The 20,746-nt window shown below is 67.5% G+C and carries 15 protein-coding genes; 5 read left to right on the forward strand and 10 right to left on the reverse strand.

Going from position 1 to position 20,746, the window contains the following annotated elements; translation table 11 throughout:
• Positions 1–7: 7 nt before the first annotated feature.
• A complete protein-coding gene (locus ABZV93_RS17565) occupies positions 8–1,297 on the reverse strand; it encodes an MFS transporter (protein ID WP_354936803.1) in 1,290 nt (429 codons plus the stop codon).
• A gap of 279 nt (positions 1,298–1,576) precedes the next feature.
• Between ABZV93_RS17565 and ABZV93_RS17570 the strand changes: the two genes are divergently transcribed.
• Positions 1,577–1,825 carry an HAD family acid phosphatase gene (locus ABZV93_RS17570; protein ID WP_354936805.1) on the forward strand — a complete coding sequence of 83 codons (249 nt, stop codon included), beginning with the start codon at positions 1,577–1,579 and terminating at the stop codon, positions 1,823–1,825.
• Positions 1,826–1,895: 70 nt separating this feature from the next.
• Here ABZV93_RS17570 and ABZV93_RS17575 read toward each other — a convergent pair whose 3' ends face one another.
• The 4 genes from ABZV93_RS17575 to ABZV93_RS17590 are packed head-to-tail and all read right to left on the reverse strand — an operon-like array spanning position 1,896 to position 6,362.
• The gene (locus ABZV93_RS17575; RefSeq protein ID WP_354936808.1) at positions 1,896–3,584 is read right to left on the reverse strand and encodes a GAF domain-containing protein; all 1,689 of its coding nucleotides are present in this window, start codon (positions 3,582–3,584) and stop codon (positions 1,896–1,898) included.
• 53 nt (positions 3,585–3,637) lie between these two features.
• Positions 3,638–5,149, reverse strand: a complete 1,512-nt coding sequence (gene kaiC / locus ABZV93_RS17580) for a circadian clock protein KaiC (protein WP_354936811.1) — start codon at positions 5,147–5,149, stop codon at positions 3,638–3,640.
• Positions 5,146–5,472 (reverse strand): circadian clock KaiB family protein, encoded by a 327-nt coding sequence (locus ABZV93_RS17585; RefSeq protein ID WP_354936814.1) that lies wholly within the window; start codon positions 5,470–5,472, stop codon positions 5,146–5,148. The genes kaiC and ABZV93_RS17585 overlap by 4 nt, the downstream gene beginning before the upstream one ends.
• Positions 5,451–6,362, reverse strand: a complete 912-nt coding sequence (locus tag ABZV93_RS17590; protein ID WP_354936817.1) for a cytochrome P450 — start codon at positions 6,360–6,362, stop codon at positions 5,451–5,453. The genes ABZV93_RS17585 and ABZV93_RS17590 overlap by 22 nt, the downstream gene beginning before the upstream one ends.
• A gap of 138 nt (positions 6,363–6,500) precedes the next feature.
• Here ABZV93_RS17590 and ABZV93_RS17595 point away from each other — a divergent pair, with 138 nt between their 5' ends.
• Positions 6,501–9,665: a BTAD domain-containing putative transcriptional regulator gene (locus ABZV93_RS17595; RefSeq protein WP_354936820.1), complete on the forward strand. Its 3,165-nt coding sequence runs from the start codon at positions 6,501–6,503 to the stop codon at positions 9,663–9,665.
• On the opposite strand, the gene ABZV93_RS17600 is transcribed toward ABZV93_RS17595, so the two are convergent.
• Together ABZV93_RS17600 and ABZV93_RS17605 are read right to left on the reverse strand one after the other, a co-directional pair.
• On the reverse strand, positions 9,649–10,392 hold the full coding sequence (locus tag ABZV93_RS17600) for an ABC transporter permease (RefSeq protein ID WP_354936823.1): 744 nt from the start codon (positions 10,390–10,392) through the stop codon (positions 9,649–9,651). The genes ABZV93_RS17595 and ABZV93_RS17600 overlap by 17 nt on opposite strands.
• The gene (locus ABZV93_RS17605) at positions 10,389–11,330 is read right to left on the reverse strand and encodes an ATP-binding cassette domain-containing protein (protein WP_354936826.1); all 942 of its coding nucleotides are present in this window, start codon (positions 11,328–11,330) and stop codon (positions 10,389–10,391) included. The genes ABZV93_RS17600 and ABZV93_RS17605 overlap by 4 nt, the downstream gene beginning before the upstream one ends.
• Before the next feature lie 454 nt (positions 11,331–11,784).
• On the opposite strand from ABZV93_RS17605, the gene ABZV93_RS17610 reads away from it, so the two are divergent.
• Complete coding sequence (locus ABZV93_RS17610) at positions 11,785–13,707, forward strand: ABC transporter substrate-binding protein (protein ID WP_354936829.1); 1,923 nt, start codon at positions 11,785–11,787, stop codon at positions 13,705–13,707.
• A gap of 322 nt (positions 13,708–14,029) precedes the next feature.
• Positions 14,030–16,192, forward strand: a complete 2,163-nt coding sequence (locus tag ABZV93_RS17615; RefSeq protein ID WP_354936831.1) for an ABC transporter substrate-binding protein — start codon at positions 14,030–14,032, stop codon at positions 16,190–16,192.
• A gap of 120 nt (positions 16,193–16,312) precedes the next feature.
• On the opposite strand, the gene ABZV93_RS17620 is transcribed toward ABZV93_RS17615, so the two are convergent.
• Together ABZV93_RS17620 and ABZV93_RS17625 are read right to left on the reverse strand one after the other, a co-directional pair.
• Positions 16,313–17,218, reverse strand: a complete 906-nt coding sequence (locus ABZV93_RS17620; protein WP_354936833.1) for a hypothetical protein — start codon at positions 17,216–17,218, stop codon at positions 16,313–16,315.
• Positions 17,219–17,347: 129 nt separating this feature from the next.
• The gene (locus tag ABZV93_RS17625; protein WP_354936835.1) at positions 17,348–17,494 is read right to left on the reverse strand and encodes a hypothetical protein; all 147 of its coding nucleotides are present in this window, start codon (positions 17,492–17,494) and stop codon (positions 17,348–17,350) included.
• Positions 17,495–17,906: 412 nt separating this feature from the next.
• On the opposite strand from ABZV93_RS17625, the gene ABZV93_RS17630 reads away from it, so the two are divergent.
• Positions 17,907–18,548, forward strand: coding sequence for a hypothetical protein (locus tag ABZV93_RS17630; RefSeq protein ID WP_354936838.1), 642 nt, complete (start codon positions 17,907–17,909; stop codon positions 18,546–18,548).
• Positions 18,549–18,610: 62 nt separating this feature from the next.
• Here the strand turns inward: ABZV93_RS17630 and ABZV93_RS17635 are convergent, their stop codons facing one another.
• A complete protein-coding gene (locus tag ABZV93_RS17635) occupies positions 18,611–20,662 on the reverse strand; it encodes an ABC transporter substrate-binding protein (protein ID WP_354936841.1) in 2,052 nt (683 codons plus the stop codon).
• Between the last annotated feature and the right edge of the window lie 84 nt (positions 20,663–20,746).

The following is a 20,746-nucleotide window of genomic DNA, read 5'->3' on the forward strand; positions in this document are numbered from 1 at the left end:
CGCGTCCTCACGCTCCCGTCGGCCGGTCCGCCAGCCGGGGCGCGTTCTCCACGTCCGGCCGGAACGACGCGTACGCCGTGGCGACGATGCCGATGGCGGCGATCGCGGCGGCGTAGATGACGACCGGCCACACGCTGTCGAACGCGGCGGTGAGGGCCGTGGCGATCAGGGGCGCGAATCCGCCGCCGAGCGTGTTGGAGATCTGGTAGCCGATGTTGACGCCGGTGGTGCGCGCCTCCACGTCGAACATCTCGGCCAGCATCGTCTGCAGGGTTCCCTGCATCGCCACACCGGGAATGACGAAGCCGACCACCATGCCCAGCCAGATGAGCACCGCCACGTCCGTCCGGTAGAGCGCGAACGCCGGGTAGATCAGCAGGGCGAAGCCGATGCACGCGCCGATGTAGGTCGTACGACGGCCGATCCGGTCCGACAGCATTCCCCACAGCGGCGCGACGAAGATCTGCAGGGCGCCGACGATCATCGTGCCAATGAAGCCGACCTGGGCCTGCGTGCCCTTGGACACCATGTAGGCAAGGCCGAAGGTCAGGATGACGTAGCCGGCGATGCTCTGCGGCAGGCCGATGAGGATGCCGAGGATGGCGTTCTTCGGGCGCCGGAAGACCTCCTTCAGCGGAAGCTCGCGCTTCGCCTTGCTGCCCTGCCTGGTCCGCAGGGTCGCGTGCTCCTTGAACTCCTCCGACTCCTCCAGCCTGGAGCGGAGTACGACGGCGACGACGGCGAGCACGAGTGCGAAGACGAACGGGATGCGCCATCCCCAGGTCATGAAGAACTGTTCGGAGCCGATCCCGAGCGCGGCCATGAAGCCGGCCGAGGCGACGTTCGCAACCCCCGCGCCGCTGATCAGCAGGGCGCCGAACAGACCGCGCCTGCCCACCGGGGCATGCTCGACGACCAAGGACGCGGCACCGCCCATCTCACCGCCCACGAACAGGCCCTGCAGCATCCGGAAGAACAGGAGCAGGATCGGTGCCGCGATCCCGATGCTGTCGGCGGAGGGGATGAGACCGATGGCGGCCGTCACGATGCCCATCCCGACGACCGTCATCATCAGTGCCTTCTTGCGTCCCATCCGGTCGCCCACGTGACCGAAGAGCAGCCCGCCAATCGGCCGCAGGAGGAAGCCGAAAGCGAAGGTGGCAAAGGATTCCAGCGTCCCCACCGTGGTGTTGGAGCCGGGGAAGAACACCGCGGGGAAGACGGTGGCGGAGGCGAGTCCGTAGAGGTAGTAGTCGTAGTACTCCATCAGCGTGCCGATGGCCCCGCCCGCGACCATGCGCCGCTGCCTGGGTGGCACGGCGGGGGTCCGAGTTCCGCGCTGTCGGTCGTTCGTGCGCGGGGTCGGTTCCATGAGGTCTCCCTTGTCGCGGGTGCGTGTCGCGGTCCGGTCAACTGCCAGGCGTGATCCCCTTGTGTACTCCCTCGCGCCGACAGGTGCTCACCGCACCCCGGGTCGGATCGGACGGGACCTCGGCTCGGATCGGACGGGACCTCGGCTCGGATCGGACGGCGACCGGGCCGAGCGCGGGTCGGGTGGCGCTTACGACGGAGCGGGATGCTGGCGACCTGGAACTACGAGATCTTCAGCAACTGGGCGTACAGCCCGGCCACCAACGCGACGTTCGTCACCGAGCAGCGCTTCCCCGCGGTCTTCGGGATGGTCGATCTCGTCCGTACGGCCGAGCGCGAGGGCTACGCCGTGTTCTACCTGACCGGACGCCCGGCCGCGCAGGAGGAGGCCACGCTCGGCAACCTCACCGCCGACGGGGTCGGGGTGGACGCGGGCTACCCCAAAGCCCACTGACCCCGGCCGGGCAGCGGTGGCGCTGGAGTGCTCGGTTCCTCAGCGCCCGCCGGGACCTTGAAGTGCCGGCCTACTCCACGGCCGAGCCGACGGTGCCGGGTACGGTCCATTCGACAACGGTGTGTCCGCGGTCCGCCCGGCGTGTGCAGGTGCCGCCGAGCCGGTCGGCCCTGGCCCGTAGCTCCGAGGGACAGGTCGGGTGATCAGGCTCGCGAGGCGCGGCGTCGTCGGTCACCGTGAGAGCAACGCGCGTATCCGACGCGTGGACAAGCACCTCGACGTGTCCGGGTGAGTGGGCAGCCGCACTCGTCAACCCCTCGCGGACCGCGCAGACCAGCTCGGCTCCGAGTGTGGACGGCACGTCGTCGACGGATCCGTACACGACCAGTCGTGGCACGAAGCCGAGGAACGCCAGGGAAGAGTCGATCTCGTGAAGCAGAGCATCGGACACCGACGACTGCGAAAGGTCGTCGTCGGCGGGGCGGGGCGCCGGGCGTTGATCGTCTACACCGAAGATCGTCGCGCGTAGTTGCTGGATCGAGTCGTCGAGCTCGCCGACCTCGTGTGTGAGACGTTGCCGGAGCTCTCCTTCGGTGGATCGTCCCTCGATACTGTGCAGCTGCGTACTGATGGAGATCATGCGTTCCATCGCTACGTCACAAAGCTTGCCGGCCAGCCGTTCGCGGTCTTCCAGCAGGCGGTTCTCCACACCGATTCGTTGTTGTTCGACGCGTTGCAGGACAGGTCCGATCTGCTCGGCAAAGATGCTGACGAGACTGTTCTCTGCCTTGGCACACTCTGCCAGCGGGGCGTCTTGGAGCCAACCGGAGAACAACACCCCGACGACGCGCTCGTGGGCGAGAAGCGGAATGAACATCGCGGTGCCGATGGATCCGACTTCTCCGGCCCAGTCGAGCAACAGGTCCGCCCCGGGGTCGAGAACGATCTCGTCGACGATCACCGGCCGGCTTCGCTGCAGGGCCTGTTGGACCAAACCCCTGCGCGGGAGGCGAACGTGGAGGGCGCACATGTGGGACCACTCGATGATTCCCTGCAGTGGCCCGTTCGGTTCGGCCGGGTCGGTCAGGCCGATGGCGGTGCAGTCGGCACCGGCGAGTTCCCGCAGGCGCCGCGTCACCAGACGCATGGCCCGATCAAGGTCGATCTCTCCGAGAAGGAGTTGGGCGATCTCGGCCGCAATGTCCGGCCAACCTCGGCGTCGACGTTCGCTGTCGTGGATTTCGGAGTTCTCGACCGCGCTGTACGCGGCGTTGACAAGAGCGGCTACGGCGTTCTGGTCGTGGGAGGTGAACGCTGGTTCGTCTTCCTCGGACACGACGCAGAGATATCCCCGAAGGTCGCCCGCTTTCCGGACCGGAGTCACGAGGAGACCACGGGCCCGCGGAAGCTGGCTGCGAAGGATCCGATGGGCGGCTGGGTATCTCGACGCCTCGTCGAGGCGGATCGGACCTGTCGCGTCGCCGACGACATCGTTCAGTTGCGCCGCCAAGGGGGCGTAGTTTACGGACGGACCGCTCCGAAAGCCGCTGGTGACGACTTTGGGGACGAGTCCTCCGGTTTGCACCAGCAACAGGCCGCAGCGGCAACCGGCGAGGCGACATGCCGCCTCGATGATGCCTTCCAGAACCGGGTCGAACTTCGCCGCCGGACGCCGTGATTCGGCAGACCACCCGGATGCCTCAGACCGCGAGGAGTCCCGCGAAGGCGCCGCCGAACCGTGGCTATCGGTGTCAGCCACCTGGCCATGCTACGCGCACCAGTCGGTCGATCGGCCCTGCAGATGGCGGCCGATCAGGGGCCTCCGGTGGGGGGCCCAGGGGAGATGGGCCACTGCGGGTTGTCCGGAAGGCTCATCGTGCCGCTCGGGAAAGGCGGAAGGCGATCGCCGATGTGCATGCCACCCTCGTCGATGTGGATCATTCTGATGGAGTGGTCGTGTGTGGATCCTCGGGTCTGCACGACGGCGACGGCACGTTGAATCTCTCGCTCAGGTGTTTCGACATAGCGGTAGAGGATCGTGACGTCGGTGAAGCTGGCGATCTCAGCCGAGATGGGCGGGCTGGTGCGGCCGGCCGTCCCGCTGGGGGCGGATGTCAGTAGTGCCGTGGTCTCGCCTTGCCGCAGCAGCGATCCGAGTGAGATGACGAAATCGAGTAGCGCACGCGAGGAGCCGATTCGCTCCAGTGCGGAGAGAGTGTCGACGGCGAGGCGCCGCGGACGATAGTCCCGCAAGACCGCCCACAACCGCATGAAGTGATCTTCCAGCGCCGCGGTCTCGGGGTATTCGCTGTTGACCCGCAGGAGTCCGGAGGCCTCCATCTCGTTCAGGTCGAGACCCCACCCGCTGGCATTCCGGTTGAGCTGTTCCCGGGTCTCGTCGAAGGTGTAGAGGAGACAGCGTTCGCCGGCGCGAACGCCCTCGGCGATGAACTGGAGACTGGTCAGGGTCTTTCCTGTCCCGGTGGGGCCGGTGATCAGGACGATCGCGTCCCGGAAGAACCCGCCGCCGCACATCTCGTCCAGTCCGTGTATCCCCGAACTGACCCGCGCGCTGGCCGCCTCGGGCCGGTGCACGATGTAGGCCATCGGGATGACGACCAGGCCGCGTTCGGGATCGATGGTGAAGAGCCACTCACCACTGCGGTGCTGGGCGCCGCGGAGCTTCACGATCTCGATCGTGCGGCGACGCCTCTGCTCGGACAGGTAGTTCCGCAGGATGACCACGTTGTCGACGACGAACTCCTCGACGTTGTGCCGGGACACGCCGTCGTACTCGGAGACACGTTCGGTCGTCACGACCGAGGTGACGCCCAGTTGCTCCATGCCGGCGACGATCCGGAACAACTCGTAGCGGACGACACCACCCAGTGGAAATCTGCTGAAGATGGCTCCGAGGGAGTCGATCGAGACCCGTTTGGCGTTGATCCGGCGCGTGGCGGCAGCGATCCGGGCGAGCAGTCCGCCGAAGTCGTACTCCCCGATCGTCGGTGCTTCGTCCGTGAGCTTGGCCGACGCGTCGACGAAGACCCACTTTCCCTGGGCTTCCCACTCCTCGATCGGGAAGCCGAGAGAGGCGGCATTGCGGCGGATGTCGTCGGCGGCCTCCTCGAACGTGACGAAAACTCCGGGTTCGTCGAAGTCGGCGATGCCACGGGCGAGGAACTCGACGGAGAACAGGGTCTTGCCGCTACCGGTGGTTCCGGACACGAGACAGCACCGGCCGGTGGGCAAGCCTCCGACGGCCACGGCGTCGAACCCGCTGATGCCGGTCGGAGTCCTGTCGAGTGCTGCGGCGTGTGTCATGTCTCCGTGTCCGCCTCTGCGGGCACGTCAGCATCGGGTAGGCCCAGAGCCAGCGCTGCCCGCTGATGGTCGGAGAGGACTCCTATGACCCGCCGCGGTGGCGGAGGGTCGGTTCTGATCACGGTTGGAGTCATCAGAATTCGTGCTTCCTCAGCCATCTCCGGTCGACTGCCCAGATCGATCACCTCCACCATGTACCGCCCGGCAACCCGCGACTCGCACACATGTCGCAGGTTCCACAAAGCGGTCTCCGACCGCTCTGCGTGCTGGTCGGCGACGTATAGCCTGAAGGTGTAAACAGTCAAGACGGGGCGGTTGTCCAATCAGTGCTGAAGGTCAGGATGTCCGCCACGGACAGGTAGCGCAGGAGCTCCTCGACGGCGCCGGGCAGCAGGTCCGGGTCGGCGCGCAGCTCGGCGCGCTGGTCCGGATGCTCCAGGAGCGCGAAGGTGCCGAGCGCCAGCAGGTTGGCGGTGGTCTCGTGGCCCGCGAGCAGCAGCAGGAAGGCCACCCCGACCAGTTCCTCGATGCTCAGGTCCTCATCGCGAGCCAGGTCGGACAGGATGTCGTCGCCGGGCTCGGCGCGCTTGCGGGTGACGAGCTCGGCGAGGTAGCCGGTCATCGCGCCGTACGCCGCCATCTTCTCCTCGAGCGTCTGGTCCCTGACCAGGAACTGCGCGGAGTTGACCTGGAAGTTGGCCCGGTCCGCGTAGGGGACGCCAAGCAACTCGCAGATCACCAGCGAGGGCACCGGGAGCGCGAACTCCTTCACCAGGTCGACCGGCGGGGTCCGCCGGGCCAGCTCGTCCAGTTGCCGCTCGGCGATGCCGACGATCTGCTCCTCGAGCATCCGCATGCGCCTGACCGTGAAGGCGCCGACGAGCTTGCGCCGCAGCCGGGTGTGGTCGGGCGGGTCCATGGCGATGAACAGCCCGGGGACCTGTGGGGACGGCTCGGTGGCGACAGGCACGCCCGGGCTCTCGAACGGCACGTGCACGATGCCGAGATCCTGCCGGGAGCTGAACCGCCTGTCGGCCATGAGCGTGCGTACCGCCTCGTAGCCGGTGACCAGCCAGCCCCGGTGACCATCGGGGAAGATCATCGGGCTGACCGGGCGTGCGTCGCGCAGCCGGGTGATCTCGCGGGGCGGGTCGAACGGGCCCGCGTTCCGCTCCATGGGCAGGCCGTGCGGGATGGAAACCGTCTGACTCATCGGGATGTCCCTTTCGTGGTTTCGGATCGTGGCGTCCGCTCGGGGCGTCGGTGGGACCACGGTCTCCGGCGGACCTGACACGCACCTGACACGGTTCTGACACCGGCCTCATCCGTTGCTCATGGCAAAATCAGCCGGGTGCAGGTCGGGATACTCGGACCGTTCGAGGTTCGTACGAGCGACGGCGCCCTGGCCGACGTGCCGGGCGCCCGGTTGCGCGCGCTGTTGGTCGCCCTCGCCCTCGAGCCGGGCCGCGCGGTCCCGAAGGCCACCCTCGTGGACTGGATCTGGGGTGAGCACCCGCCCGCGGACGCGGCGAACGCCCTGCAGCGGTTGGCGTCCCGGCTGCGGAAGGCGCTGCCGGCGGGGTCGGTCGAAGGGCAGCCGGACGGCTACCGGCTGAACGTCGATCCCGACGCCGTCGACGCCGTACGGTTCGAACGTCTCCTCGCCGGTGCCCGCGCCGAGGAGGACCCGCGGCGGCTGCGCGAGGCGCTCGCACTGTGGCGCGGCGCGGCCATGCAGGACGTCGTTCTGCCCGAGAGCATGGCGTTCGACGCGGCGGCCACCCGGCTGGAAGGGTTGCGGCTGGCGGCTATGGAGGACCACTTCGACGCGGAGATCGGCCTCGGCCACGGCGCGGAGGTGGTCACCGAGCTCACCGACCTGGTAGCCGCGAACCCGGTGCGAGAGCGCCTGGTCGCCGCGCTGATGCGTGCCCTCGTCGCGACCGGACGGGACACCGAGGCGCTGCGAGTCTTCGAGCGTACGAGAGAAGCACTGGCCGACGAGCTCGGCGCCGACCCGTCACCGGAGCTGTCCGCGGTGCACGTCGCCGTCCTGCGAGGTGAGCTGGGAGGGCGGGAGCCGGCGCGACGGGAGCAGCCCGTCAAGACCAACCTGCGTGCGGAGCTGACCAGCTACGTGGGCAAGGACACCGACGTCACTGCCGTCCGCGACCTCATCGCCGAGCACCGGCTCACCACGTTGATCGGTCCGGGCGGCTCGGGCAAGACCAGGTTGGCCACCGAGACAGCGCGCACCGTGGTTGGTGAGGCGCCGGACGGAGTCTGGCTGGTCGAACTCGCGGCCGTCGGCGCCGACGGAGACGTGGCGCAAGCAACGCTTGACGCATTGAGACTGCGGGACGCGCTGCTCGGCGAGCCGTCGGACGCGGAGCCGGCGGATCGGGTGGTCACCGCGCTCCGCGAGCGGTCGATGGTGCTGGTGCTGGACAACTGCGAGCACGTGATCGAGTCCGCGGCGACGTTCGCACATCGGGTGCTGGGGGAGTGCCGGCGGGTGCGCATCCTCGCGACCAGCAGGGAGCCCCTCGGCATCACCGGCGAGGCACTGTGGCCGGTCGCGCCACTGCTGCTGCCCGCGGAGGACGCCGACGCGCGCGAGATCGAGTCCGCGCCGGCGATCCGGCTGTTGCGGGACCGGGCCGGCGCGGTGCGCACGGACCTTGCGGCCGGCTCCACCGACGCCCACACGTGGGCGACCCTGGCGCGCGTGTGCCGGGCTCTGGACGGGATGCCGCTGGCGATCGAACTCGCCGCGGCCAGGTTGCGCACCATGTCCCTGGACCAGCTCGCCGACCGGCTCGACGACCGGTTCCGCCTGCTGACCGGCGGCAGCCGGACCGCGCTGCCCCGGCACCGGACGCTGCGCGCGGTGGTCGACTGGAGCTGGGACCTGCTGTCCGACGGCGAACGCGTGGTTCTGCGCAGGCTCTCGGTGTTCTCCGGTGGCGCCGGTCTGGAGGCGGCCGAGGGAGTCTGTGCCGGCGCCACGAGCGAGGCGGGTGCAGCCGTCCAGGCGGGCCAGGTCCTCGAGTTGCTGACCGCGCTGGTCGAGAAGTCGCTGGTGGTCGCCGAGGGCGAGGGGGCCCTGCGCTACCGCATGCTTGGCACGATCAAGGAGTACGCGGAGCAGCGGCTCGCGGAGGCGGGGGAGACGGAGCTGACCCGCCGCGCGCATCTGGCGTACTTCACCGAACTCGCCGAGACCGCCGAGCCGCATCTGCGCCGCCCCGAGCAGGTGGAATGGCTGGCGGTTCTGGAGGCCGAGCACGACAACATCGCCGCCGCGATGCGTGCCGCACTCGCGGTCGGCGAGGCGTACGGAGCGATGCGGCTCACCGCCGCTGCCGGGTGGTACTGGATGCTCGGTGGGCACCGGGCCGAAGGCATCGAGCTGTCCACCGCTGCCGCCGGGCTGTCCGGGGAGGTCCCCGACGACATCCAGGCGACGGCGTACGCGTTCGCCGCGTACTTCGTCACCGCTGGGCAGGCCTCCGAGCACCACGCGCAGGAGTGGATCCACCAGGCGTACGAGATCAGCCAGCGGGTTCGGCGCCCCCACCCGGCGCTGGGGTTCGTCGCGGTGCTGGAACGCATGCTGCGGGAGCCGGACGACTTCCTGCCCGCGTTCGAACCACTGCTCGTCGCCGACGACCCGTGGACGCGCGCGAACGCCCGCCTGACCCGTGGTCGGATGCGCATCCTGCTCGGCCGTGACGAACGCGAGGCGGACGCGGACATCGAGACCGCGCTCGCGGAGTTCCGCGCGCTCGGCGAACGCTGGGGTGCGGGCTTCGCGCTGGCCGCCCTGGCCGACCGGCTGGCCACGCGAGGGGAGTTCGACCGCGCGTGCCGGCTCTACGAGCAGGCGGTCGAGGCCGTCAGCGAGGTCGGCGCGATCGAGGATGTGCTCCGAATCCGGGCGCAGCAGGCGCAGGTGTACTGGCTGTCCGGCGACGATCGGTCGAGCGCCTCCGCCATGGACGAGGCGCAGCGGTGCGCGGACCGGATCGTCTGGCCGGACGCGCTGGCCCAGCTCGCGCTGGCGAAGGCGGAGCTCGCACGCTGGCGGGGCGACTCCGACGAGGCGCTCCGCGAGGTGGCCCGGGCCAGGGCAGTGCTGGCGGACGGCGAGGAGTACAGCAGGGGAGTGACGTACGACCTGCTCGGCTACCTCGCCGAGGATCTCGACCAGTCCCGCGAACACCGGATCGCGGTCTTCCACGCGGTGTCCAGGGAGGGGAACGCACCCCTGATCGCGCGGGCACTCGTCGGGATCGCGGACCTGGCGCTGCGCCGCGAGCAGTACGACCAGGCCGCGCGGTTGCTCGCGGCGAGCACCCGCGTGCGCGGGCTGGCGGATCGCTCCCTGCCGGACGTGGCCCGGATCGAGCGCGCCGCCCGGCGTCACCTCGGTGACACGGTGTTCACCGAGGCGACGCAGGAGGGTGAGCGGACGGACTGGCGAGAGCTCGCCGCCGTCACGCTCGCCTGCTGAACGTCGTACGCGCCCAGACGTAGCCGACGAGCCCGATCCCGGCGCACCAGGCGATGGCGACGATCGCGGTGCCGGACGACGGTGCGCCGTTCAGCAACCCCCGCAGGGTCTCGATGATCGGCGTGAACGGTTGGTACTCCGCGAACTGCCGTACGCCCGGCCCCATCTTCTCCGCCGGCACGATCGCGCTGCTGAAGAACGGCAGCATCACCAGCGGTACCGACGCGAGGCCGGCCGTCTCCGGCGACCTCGCCGCCAGTCCCAGGGCGATCGTGAGCCAGCCGGCCGCGAGCCCAAGCAGTACGACGAGTCCCACCGCGCCGAGCCAGTCGAGCAGTCCCGCCGAGGGGCTGAACCCCAGCGCGAAGGCCACCCCGACGAGGGCGCCGACGGCGACCAGGTTGGTGAGCACGCTGGCGACGACGTGACCGGTCAGGACGGCACCGCGGGAGACGTCCATGACCTTGAACCGGTTGATGATTCCCTTCGTCATGTCGGCGTTGACAGCCGTCGCCACCGACCCCAGCCCGTAGCAGACGGCCAGCAGCATCAGGCCCGGCGTCGCGTAGTCGACATAGTCCACACCGACGCTGAACGCGTCTCCGAGCATGTAGACGAACATCAGCATCACCACGACCGGCATCAGGACCGCGTTGAACACGGTCATCGGGTTCCGGGCGATGTGCTTGAAGTTGCGGCGCAACATCACCATCGAATGGGACTTCATTTCGCTGCCACCTCCGTGGTCTGGCCCGTCAGGGCGAGGAAAACGTCGTCGAGGTCGGGAGTGTGGACGGAGAACTCCTCGGCACCGATCGCATACTCGTCGAGCCGGTCAAGCAGGGACCGCAGCGACTTCGTACCGCCGTCGCTCGGTACCCGCAGGGCCAGTGCCTCCTCGTCCCGCGTCGCGTCGGTGAGGACCAGCGCGGCCGCGTCGAGCTCGGCGGCGGTGGCGAACCGGAGCCGGACGTGAGTCCCGGGCAGTCGGCGCTTGAGCTCGTCGGGGGTGCCCTGGGCGACGATGCGGCCCCGGTCGAGGACCGCGATCCGGTCGGCGAGCTGGTCGGCCTCGTCGAGGTACTGCGTGGTGAGGAAGATCGTCACGCCGTCGGCGACCAGCTCCCGGATGATCGTCCACATTGTGCGCCGGCTGCGCGGGTCGAGACCCGTCGTCGGCTCGTCGAGGAAGATGATCCGCGGGGTGCCGACGAGCGTCATCGCCAAGTCGAGCTTGCGGCGCATGCCTCCGGAGTACGTCAAGACCGGCTTTCGTGCGGCCTCGACGAGATCGAAGCGCTCCAGCAGATCGGCGACGATCCGCCTGCCCTCCCTGGCTCGGATCGGGGCCAGGTCCACCATCAGCTGAAGGTTCTCCTGTCCGGTCAGCAGCTCGTCCACCGCCGCGAACTGACCGGTGACCCCGATCGCGGCGCGTACCGCCCTGGCCTCGGCCGCGACATCGTGTCCGGCGACGCGGACCGTTCCGCTGTCGGCGCTTGTCAGCGTCGTCAGGACGTTCACCGTCGTCGTCTTCCCGGCGCCGTTCGGGCCGAGGAGGGAGAAGATCGTTCCCGCGGGGACGTCAAGATCGATCCCGTCGAGCACGGTCTTGTCCTTGTATGCCTTCCGCAGTCCTGTGACCGCGATCGCTGAACTTGTCATGCGGTGACTCTCGCCGGGCGCGCTGACACGGACCTGACCTCGCCCTGACACGGCCCGTCCGAGGCTGTGACGGCAGGGTGGCCGGAACTGGAAGCGACAACTGTCGAAAACCAGCAGAAATCATCTTTATTCTTCTCGTCACCGGGTGAGACCCAGTCGGCACGCAGGGTTCACCGGCTTCGGTTGGTTGCGAGGAGATCGGGTGGTGATACGCATGGTGCGTCGACCGGCGACCCACGACAGTGCAGTCGAGAACCAACGGGAAGGGCTGACCCGCCGTGCGCTCCTGCACCGGTCTGGAGTTGCGGCGGCGGTCTTCTGCGTCGCGGCCTGCAACTCCGACTCGGGCGGTCCGGCGGGACGAAAGAATGAGCCAACTCCGTCCGGAAGGCCGAACCGCAAAGGATCGGCGCGCAAGCCGCTCGCGCCCCCTGCGTCGTTCAAGGAGGCTCCTGTGCTCGCCGCACAGGTGAAGCAGGGCACGCTGCCACCGGTGGAGAAACGACTTCCGGAAAGCCCCTACGTCGTGCCGCACAACTGGCTCGAGCCGGGCAACTACGGCGGCACCCTGAGGATGATGCTGCCGGCCACGGACAACCCGCAGATGAAGCAGTACATGTACGGCCACTCACCATTGCGGTGGCTCAACGACGGCCTCGACATCGGCCCGGGCCTGGTCGAGAGCTGGGAGTCCAACCCGGACGCGTCGGAGTGGACGCTGCACTTCCGCAAGGGACTGAAGTGGTCCGACGGCCGGCCGTGGACCACCGCGGACGTGATGTTCTGGTGGGAGGACATGGTCCTCAACGAGGACCACCCCGAGGTGCCGCCGGACGAGGCGAAGTCGGGCAAGGGGACGCTGATGCAGATGAGCGCACCCGACGACTTCACGATCGTGATGAAGTTCGATGCGCCCGCACCGCTGACCGCCGACCGCCTCGCCATGCGGGTCAAACGGGGGAGCGGACCCAGCTGGATGGAGCCGAAGCACTACCTCAAGCAGTTCCACCCGCGTTACAACAAGTCCGTCGCGAAGAACTGGGCCAGCGCCGACGGCGAGTTCGAGAAGAAGCGCAACTGGCAGTTGAATCCCGTCAACCCGACCATGACAGGCTGGCGGCTGAAGTCGTACAAGGAAGGCCGTCAGCTCACCTGGGAACGCAACCCCTACTACTGGTGTGTCGACCGGCAGGGCAACCAGCTTCCCTACATCGACACCCTCACGGTCGCAGCAGTGCAGAACCCTGAGGTCGCCAAGCTGCAGATCCAGCAGGGCAAGCTCGACTACCTCATCGGCTCGTTCATGGGCGTGGTACTCGGCGACATCTCGGGCCTGAAGGCGGCGCAGTCGAAGAGCAAGGTCGAACCCATCCTGTGGGACACCGGCGACGGCACGGGTGCGGCGGTCTTCTTCAACTACGACTACTACGAGGAGAACCTCCGCAAGCTCATCCGCAACCCGAAGTTCCGTCAGGCTCTCTCACACGCCTTCAACCGCGCCGACGCACAGAAGTCCATCTACTTCAACACCGGCCAGAAGACCACCGGAACGATGAGCGTCAAGGCCATCGAGTACCACGTCTCCGATGAGGGCAGACAGGTCTACCAGCAGTGGCGCGACAGCTATGTGAAGTACGACCCGGAGAAGGCGAAGGCGTTGCTCGACGAGATCGGCGTGGTGGACAAGGACGGCGACGGCAAGCGGGAGGCGCCGGACGGCAGCAAGCTGATCGTTCGCCTGCAGTACGTCTCCGACGTCGGCAGCAACTACAGGAAGGCGACCGATCTGCTGGAGCGGGACTGGAAGGCGATCGGGCTCGACGCCCGTCAGTTCCCGATCGCGCCGGAGGCGTACAGCACGGAGTGGAACGCCGGCAAACTCATGTCCAACTCCGGCTGGGGCGTCGGTGACGGCCCGAACTGCCTGGTCTACCCCCAGTGGCTCGTCCCGTTGGAGCCGAGCCGGTGGGCGCCCCTGGAAGGGCAGTACTACAACGTGCGGGGCACTCCGGAAGAAGGCAAGGAAGAAGACGTCGATCCCTTCAAGCGGACGCCGCCCCGGATGGCGCCCGAGCCGGGCGGACCGGTCGAGCGGCTCTGGAAGCTCTACGACCACAGCAGGACCGAGGCCGACGAGCTGGCTCGGCACCGCCTCGTGTGGGAGATCACGAAGATCCACATCAAGGAGGGGCCGTTCTTCCAGGGCTCGGTCTCGAACGCACCCGAGATCGTGCTCGTACACCAGGACCTGAAGAACGTCCCCCGCCGGAACAACCTTGCCCAGGGCGGGTTCACCGCTCCCTGGATCCACCCCACACCGGCGGTCTACGACCCCGAGGTGATGTTCTGGTCCGCTCCGGAGCAGCACAAGGGCTGATTCGCTCGGTCGCTCTTCTGCCTCGGCCATGTGCCAACGAGAGCTTGCGTGCGCGACGCTGCCGGTGGGAACAGCCCGCGCTGACAACTCCTGACATGGGGCTCCAGCGCGTGATCAAGCTTGTGCTCACGGTCACGGAACACCGTCCGAAATCCATTGCACACAGCCGGTCGGCGTTATGCCGTTGTTAGCTGGCCGAAATCGGAAAACCTACGGCAAACCAAGGTGGCGTACCTATTCTTCTCGTCACCCCGGTGAAGATCGGCCAGTACGGCGGCCTCACCGCTCGTAGCCGCAGCGTTGGGATTCGGTGGTGAAACGTATGGTCCGTCGAACAACGACCAGCAACCCCGCAGGCGAGAACCAGCAGAAAGGGCTGACGCGTCGGAGTCTCCTGTACGGGTCCGCGGTCGCGGCCGCGGCCCTTTCCCTGGCCGGCTGTAACTCCAGCTCCGGCGGGCAGGAAGGCAGTAAGAAGACCGCGGCGAAGTCCGGAAGCGCCAACCGGAAGGGGTCGGCACGCAAGCCGCTCGCGCCCCCGTCGTCCTTCAAGGAAGCTCCCACGCTCGCCGCGCAGGTGAAGGCCGGGAAGCTGCCACCGGTGGAGAAGCGACTCCCGGACAAGCCGTACGTCGTTCCGCACAACTGGCTGGAGCCAGGCACCTACGGCGGCAACGTGCGGATCATGATCCCTGCCACCGACGACGGTCAGCTCAAGGAGTACATGTACGGCCACTCACCATTGCGGTGGCTCAACGACGGCCTGGACATCGGGCCGGGACTGGTCGAGAGCTGGTCGTCCAACGCCGATGCGTCGGAGTGGACCCTGCACTTCCGCAAGGGGCTGAAGTGGTCCGACGGCCGGCCGTGGACCACCGCGGACGTGATGTTCTGGTGGGAGGACATGGTCCTCAACGAACAGCACTCCGAGGTTCCACCCGACGAGGCCAAGTCGGGCAAGGGCACGGTCATGAAGATGACCGCACCGGACGACTACACGCTCGTGATGAAGTTCGACGCGCCCGCGCCGCTCACCGCCGACCGGCTCGCCATGTGGGTCAACCGGGGCATCGGACCCGGCTGGATGGAGCCGAAGCACTACCTCAAGCAGTTCCACCCGCGCTACAACAAGTCGGTCCCCAAGGACTGGGCCAGCGCCGACGGTGAGTTCGAGAAGAAGCGGAACTGGCAGATCAACCCGGACAGCCCGACCATGACCGGCTGGCGGCTGAAGTCGTACAAGGAAGGCCGCCAGAGCACCTGGGAACGAAACCCCTACTACTGGTGCGTCGACCGGAAGGGCAACCAGCTTCCCTACGTCGACACGCTCACGGCCGCCGCCGTACAGAACCAGGAAGTCGCCAAACTCCAGATCCAGCAGGGCAAGATCGACTTCCTGGTCGGCGGCTTCATGGGCGTTTCGCTGAGCGACGTGTCGGGACTGAAGGCGGCGCAGAAGTCGAGCAAGACCGTACCCATCCTCTGGGACGCCGGCGACGGCACCGGGGCCGCGTTCTTCTTCAACTACGACTACTACGAGGAGAACCTCCGCAAGCTGATCCGGGAGCCGAAGTTCCGGCAGGCACTGTCGTTGGCGTTCAACCGCGACGACGCCCAGAAGACGATCTACTTCAACACCGGTGAGAAGACCACCGGAACGATGAGCACCAAGGCCATCGAGTACCACGTCGACGACCAGGGCAAGCAGGTCTACAAGCAGTGGCGTGACAGCTACGTGAACCACGACCCCGAGAGGGCGAAGAAGATCCTCGACGAGCTCGGGGTGGTGGACAAGAATGGCGACGGCAAGCGGGAGGCGCCCGACGGCAGCAAGCTGATCATCCGGCTGCAGTACGCCTCCAACGTCGGCAACGACTACAAGAAGCTGAACGACCTGCTGGTGCGCGACTGGAAGGCGATCGGACTCGACGCCCGTCAGTTCCCCATCGCACCGGATGCGTACGGCACCGAGTGGAACACCGGCAAGCTCATGTCCAACTCGGGCTGGGGTGTCGGCGACGGTCCGAACTGCCTGGTCTACCCGCAGTGGCTCGTCCCGTTGGAGCCGAGCAGGTGGGCTCCGCTGGAGGGGCAGTTCTACAACGTGCGTGGCACCCCGGACGAGCACAAGCAGAAGAACGTCGACCCCTACAAGCGGACACCACCCCGGATGGAGCCGGAGCCGGGCGGCCCGGTCGCGCGACTGTGGAAGCTGTACGACAAGAGCAAGACCGAGGTCGACGAGATGGGCCGGCACCGGCTGGTGTGGGAGATGACGAAGATCCACATCGAGGAAGGCCCGTTCTTCCAGGGTTCGGTGTCGAACGCGCCCTCCGTCATTCTCGCGCACCAGGAGCTGAAGAACGTTCCCCGGAAGGAGAACCTCGCCCAGGGTGGCTTCACCGCTCCGTGGATCCACCCGACACCCGCGGTCTACGACCCCGAGACGGTGTTCTGGGCGAATCCTGAGCAGCACAAGGGCTGACCACCGTTCGCCGGGATGGCCGAGGTCGCTGACAACCTGACCTTGCGCCTCGGCCATTCCGGCGAAGCTGCTCATGGTCCGCCGATGTCGGCGGTGCAGGTAAGAGACGGTCCGCGGACGTCAGGCGTGTCGCAGGCGGGACAGCTGCGGATCCTTGTACTGCGTCGTCCACCGGGTGACGATCGGGTCGTTGCCCGGCCACGCGTTCTCGGACTCCGCACTGAGGATCAGCGTCAGGTCAGGACCCCAGTCCGGGTGGTGGATCGAGGCGAGCGGAAGGCCGGTCAGTGGATGCCACCGGCCGTCGACAGCGATGCCGACATAGGTCCGCCGGGCGAGGTCGGCCATCACCTCGAACCGGTGCCAGCTCGTGTCCGGCGGAAGGATGATCCCCGTATCGTGGGCCGTGAGGTTCCCGTCCGCCATCGTGTAGGCGAAGATCTTGCCGAAGTTCGGGTCCCAGGGATTCAGCTTCCAGAACGTCGCCGCTTCCAGCGTGTGCTGGTCTGCGTTCCAGAGTCGGTTGGAACCATCCCAGAACTGAATCATCTGGTGGGTCTGCTCCGGCAGCTCCGGCGCGGTGCTCGGGGACGGCACCAGCGGCAGCCGGATCGAGTAGGCGTAGTGGTACGTCGCCAGGCTGATCGGACGGTGGTCAGGGGTGGTGTCGGAGAACTTGATCCGGCCGATCGCGTTGACGAACGTCGTGATGCCTCGCGGGTTGGCGGTGACCTCGCTGTAGTGCGCCGTGGAGGTGATGCTGACGTCCCCGGCCCCACACGGCAGACTGCTCGTACCGCCGGGATTGCACTCAGGGTCGACGCCGTAACCGGCGAGCGGGCCCCAGGCGCGCCAGACCAGGGTTTCGTCGGTGCCCGGCCCCCTGGTGGGTCGGGCGTTCACCTGGCGGGCGGTCGCCGGATTCGCGGTGCCGAGCGCACCAGCACCTGAGGCGAGGATCAGGCCGCCGGCGGTGAGAACTGTGCGCCGGGAGAACCCTCTTGAGACCGACTCTGGTGGACGCATGTGCTGCCCCCTCACGATCCGATGCGACCGTCGCGGGATCTTCCGCCGCATCTCGCGCGCAACAGTCGCGGCGCCCGCAGACGGTTCGACGACGCCGCAGCCTACTTCGGGCGTGTGTCCGGCCGAGCGTCACGCGTCCGCGATTGCCCTGCCAAGACCGGTCATCGGCGTGGGGCTTGAGTCAGCCCGGAACTTCGGTAGGCCGATGAGGGGATCCTCGAAGCACTCGTGCTCGAAGTCGACCCACCCGGTCAGGCCGTCGTCGTCCGCGAGCACGTTCAGCGCCTCACCTCCTGTGCAAATCTACGTATATCTTCCTGGTCGGCCAGGATGTGTCCCTGTAGTCAGGATCGCTCGCGAGACGGACACGGCGTCGACCCGTGACCGCAGCAGTGGTCACAGGCGCTCCCGGGCCCTTTCCCTCCGGACCGGGGTCCGACGGGTGAGGTACGACGTCCGTGACCGCACCTAGCCTGCGCGTAACGGCCTCCGATCGTGCCGGGAGTGGCGGTGCACCGAGCCGCGTCCAGGAGTACGACTGCCTGGCCGCCTCGTCTTCGAGTGACTGGGGGACTGGATGAACGACAGCGACTCCGGCCGTCGGAGTGGCCTGGAGGACGCGAGTGCGCAGGACTGGCTGGGCTCGAACCAGGATCCCGACGTCCTGCTGAGCGTCCCCGACCTCGGCGTGGACAAGATCACCCTGACGGTCGAGGATCTCCAGGCGGACGTCGACCTTCACGCGCGGGTCCTGCAGGTCGTCGACCTGCACGTGGGTGCCCACGCGTCACTGGGAAAGGTCGACCTCGAGATCGACAACGTGCACGCGCAGGCCATGCTCAAGGTCAAGCTGGACAAGGTGGCCGAAGTCGTGGACCGGGTGCTCCAGACTATCGACAACAACCCCGAGATAATCACCAGCCTGACGGCACCCATCGGCCGGGGCGTCGAGGAACTAGGTCGCGGAGCGGGCGAGGGCGTGCGCGCTATCGGCCAAGGGGCCTCCTCAGATACGGAAGAGGCCGAGTCGGGCGAGCCCTCGGTGGAGGAGCCTGCATCGGTGGAGACCGACTATGACGTCGACTACGACGAGTCCGACCGCGACGAGTCCGACCGTGATGAGTCCGACCGTGATGAGTCCGACCGTGATGAGTCCGACCGCCACCGCGGAGACGGCGACGAGGGTGAGCCGCGCACCGTGCACCGGAGGAGAAGTGCCCACCAGACGGGCCGGACGGAGCGGGACCGCCGACGTGAGGGGGAGCGGGACAGGAGAGACCGCGACGACATCCGTGCTCGAAGGCGGCGCAGGGAGTCCGAGAGGCGTTAGCATCCACCCACCCCTCGTGCAGCTCGAACGGACTGCGCTATCCGTGCACGTGCTGATGCGACTCAGGACGTGACGAAGTACTGCTCCGGCGCGGTCGGGCCTGGGGTCGGGTAGCGCCAGGACGCGATCATCGACTTCGGCACGTTGTGGAAGTTCCTGCGTTTGATGCCGAACGTCCCGACCGGAAGGACGGTGCCCAGCACCCAGAACTCCTCCGCCGCGATCCGCAGGATCTCCATGAACAGCTCGCGTCGGCGGGTCTCGTCGACGGTCTCACCGATCTGGTCGTACAGCTTCATCTGGCGCAGCGCGGGCTCGGGCGGCTTCTCACCGCTCCGTCCGCGGCTGGTGTACCAGGTCGCCCACTGGAGTGCGAAGTTCGACTCGTTGTTGGCCGGGAAGTACCACCGCGGATCGACGATCCCGTCCCGCAGGCCGCCGTCGCCGGTCCACACGCTGGCATCGTGCTTGTTGGCGTCCTTGCGTGTGTAGTACAGCGAACGGTCGATCGAGTAGAGGTTCATCTTCACCCCGACGCGTTCCCAGTAGCCGCGGACGAGTTGGAGGGCGTCGATCTGGGTCGGCTCCTCGGTGATCACATCGACGTTGAACGTCAGCCGCTTTCCGTCCGGGCGGAGCCTGAAGCCCTGAGGATCGCGGCGGGTGTAGCCGGCCTTGTCCAGGTGCTGGTCGGCCAGCTTGGGGTCGTATGTCGTGTACTGCATGGCAAGGCGTTCGAGGTAGAACTCCGACTCCTTGCGCGGGGCCGCCTGCCAGGGTTCACCCTGCCGTTGGTAAACCGCCGCGATGATCTCCTTCCGGTTGATCGCGTGGGACAGGCCGATCCGGAAGTCGCGGTTCTGGAAGACCTCGCGCAGCTTGCGGTCGGGGTGGTTGAGGTTGAACGCGATGACCGTCTTGTTCATCGTCGAGTCGAGCCCCTCGACGAACTCGTACCCGCCGCGGTCCCGGTTCGACGCCAGCACCGGCTTGTTCTTCGGCGTACCGAGGTTGGGGTTGTAGAACGTCGGGCAGAGGAACTCGAACTCCCCGTCCATCGCCCGCAGCAGTGCGGCTTCCTGGTCGCTGATCACGTGCCGGACGATGCGGTCGAGGTAGGGGAGCTGACGGCCCTGCGGGTCGGTCTTCCAGTAGTACGGATTGCGTTCGAGAATCATGCGGGTGCCCTGCTGGGTGACGCTGGTCGTGTGCCACGCCGTCAGCAGCGGAACCTGCGGTTGCCAGATGTTGCCGATCCACCCCTGCGAGCCGCCCTTCTGGGCGAAGAGCTGGTACCAGTGGTCGGTCTTCTCCTTCTTCAGCAGTTCACCGATGTTCTTGTTGTACTTGGGATGGAACTGGCTGAAGTAGTGCTTGGGGCAGATCGTCAGCACGTGCGCACCGTTGGAGGCCAGCTGCTCGAGGAACAGGCCGTTCGGCATGGTGAATACGAACCGGAACGAGTGTTCGTCCAGCACTTCGAGCCGAGCCGGTTGGTCGGCGGTGACGAAGAAGGACGGCGGTGCGGAGAACAGCTCCTTGTTGAGCACCACATCCTCGTAGGCGAAGGCGATGTCCTCGGTGGTGAACGGCTTTCCGTCCGACCACTTCATGCCTCTGCGCAGGTGGAAGGTGTACTGCCGCCCTGCGCCTTCGATCTCCCAGGAGCGAACGACGTTGGGGATCACCTTCTTCCAGTCCGCACTCCACCGGACCAGCCACTCGTAGTAGACCTCTGCACCGCCGGCGGCAGGGGGACTGTCGCCGAACAGGTCCCACTGCCCTCCGTAGGTGCCGATCCGCTCCTGCGGCGTGACCACCAAGGGATCGGTGGGCAGGCGTTGCTTCAGTGGTGGGAGGTCGCCGGCCTTGACCCGCCGGGACAGCTCCGGCGCTTCCTTGGCGGCCGCCGAGACGCCACCCTCCCCGTCGGCGGCACCACGCTTCGCCTGGGGTTTGGTGGACAGCATGTCGCAGCCGGCCGTGAAGACGGCGGTGACCGCGATCCCGCCGGCACGCATCAGCTGCCGCCGTGACGGGTTACGCAGGCCCGAGAGGTCTTGCTCGTGCTCCGGGGTCCGTTCGACAGCGTCGTCCGAGCGATCTCCGCGCATGGGAACCGCCTTCCTTTTCAGGGAGGCTAGGTGGTTCAGAGGATCTCGTACACGGCTCGGTGCGACCACCTTCGGACGGTGAGT

Source organism: Actinopolymorpha sp. NPDC004070 (assembly GCF_040610475.1).
In the GTDB taxonomy this organism is placed as follows: Bacteria; Actinomycetota; Actinomycetes; order Propionibacteriales; family Actinopolymorphaceae; genus Actinopolymorpha.

Excerpts from the sequence above, each read along its gene's own strand:
- ABZV93_RS17565 (WP_354936803.1), bottom strand. The coding sequence starts at position 1,297 with ATGGTCGCGGGCGGGGCCATCGGCACGCTGATGGAGTACTACGACTAC.
- ABZV93_RS17570 (WP_354936805.1), top strand. The coding sequence starts at position 1,577 with ATGCTGGCGACCTGGAACTACGAGATCTTCAGCAACTGGGCGTACAGC.
- kaiC (WP_354936811.1), bottom strand. The coding sequence starts at position 5,149 with ATGACACACGCCGCAGCACTCGACAGGACTCCGACCGGCATCAGCGGG.
- ABZV93_RS17590 (WP_354936817.1), bottom strand. The coding sequence starts at position 6,362 with ATGAGTCAGACGGTTTCCATCCCGCACGGCCTGCCCATGGAGCGGAAC.
- ABZV93_RS17600 (WP_354936823.1), bottom strand. The coding sequence starts at position 10,392 with ATGAAGTCCCATTCGATGGTGATGTTGCGCCGCAACTTCAAGCACATC.
- ABZV93_RS17605 (WP_354936826.1), bottom strand. The coding sequence starts at position 11,330 with ATGACAAGTTCAGCGATCGCGGTCACAGGACTGCGGAAGGCATACAAG.
- ABZV93_RS17615 (WP_354936831.1), top strand. The coding sequence starts at position 14,030 with ATGGTCCGTCGAACAACGACCAGCAACCCCGCAGGCGAGAACCAGCAG.
- ABZV93_RS17620 (WP_354936833.1), bottom strand. The coding sequence starts at position 17,218 with ATGCGTCCACCAGAGTCGGTCTCAAGAGGGTTCTCCCGGCGCACAGTT.
- ABZV93_RS17635 (WP_354936841.1), bottom strand. The coding sequence starts at position 20,662 with ATGCGCGGAGATCGCTCGGACGACGCTGTCGAACGGACCCCGGAGCAC.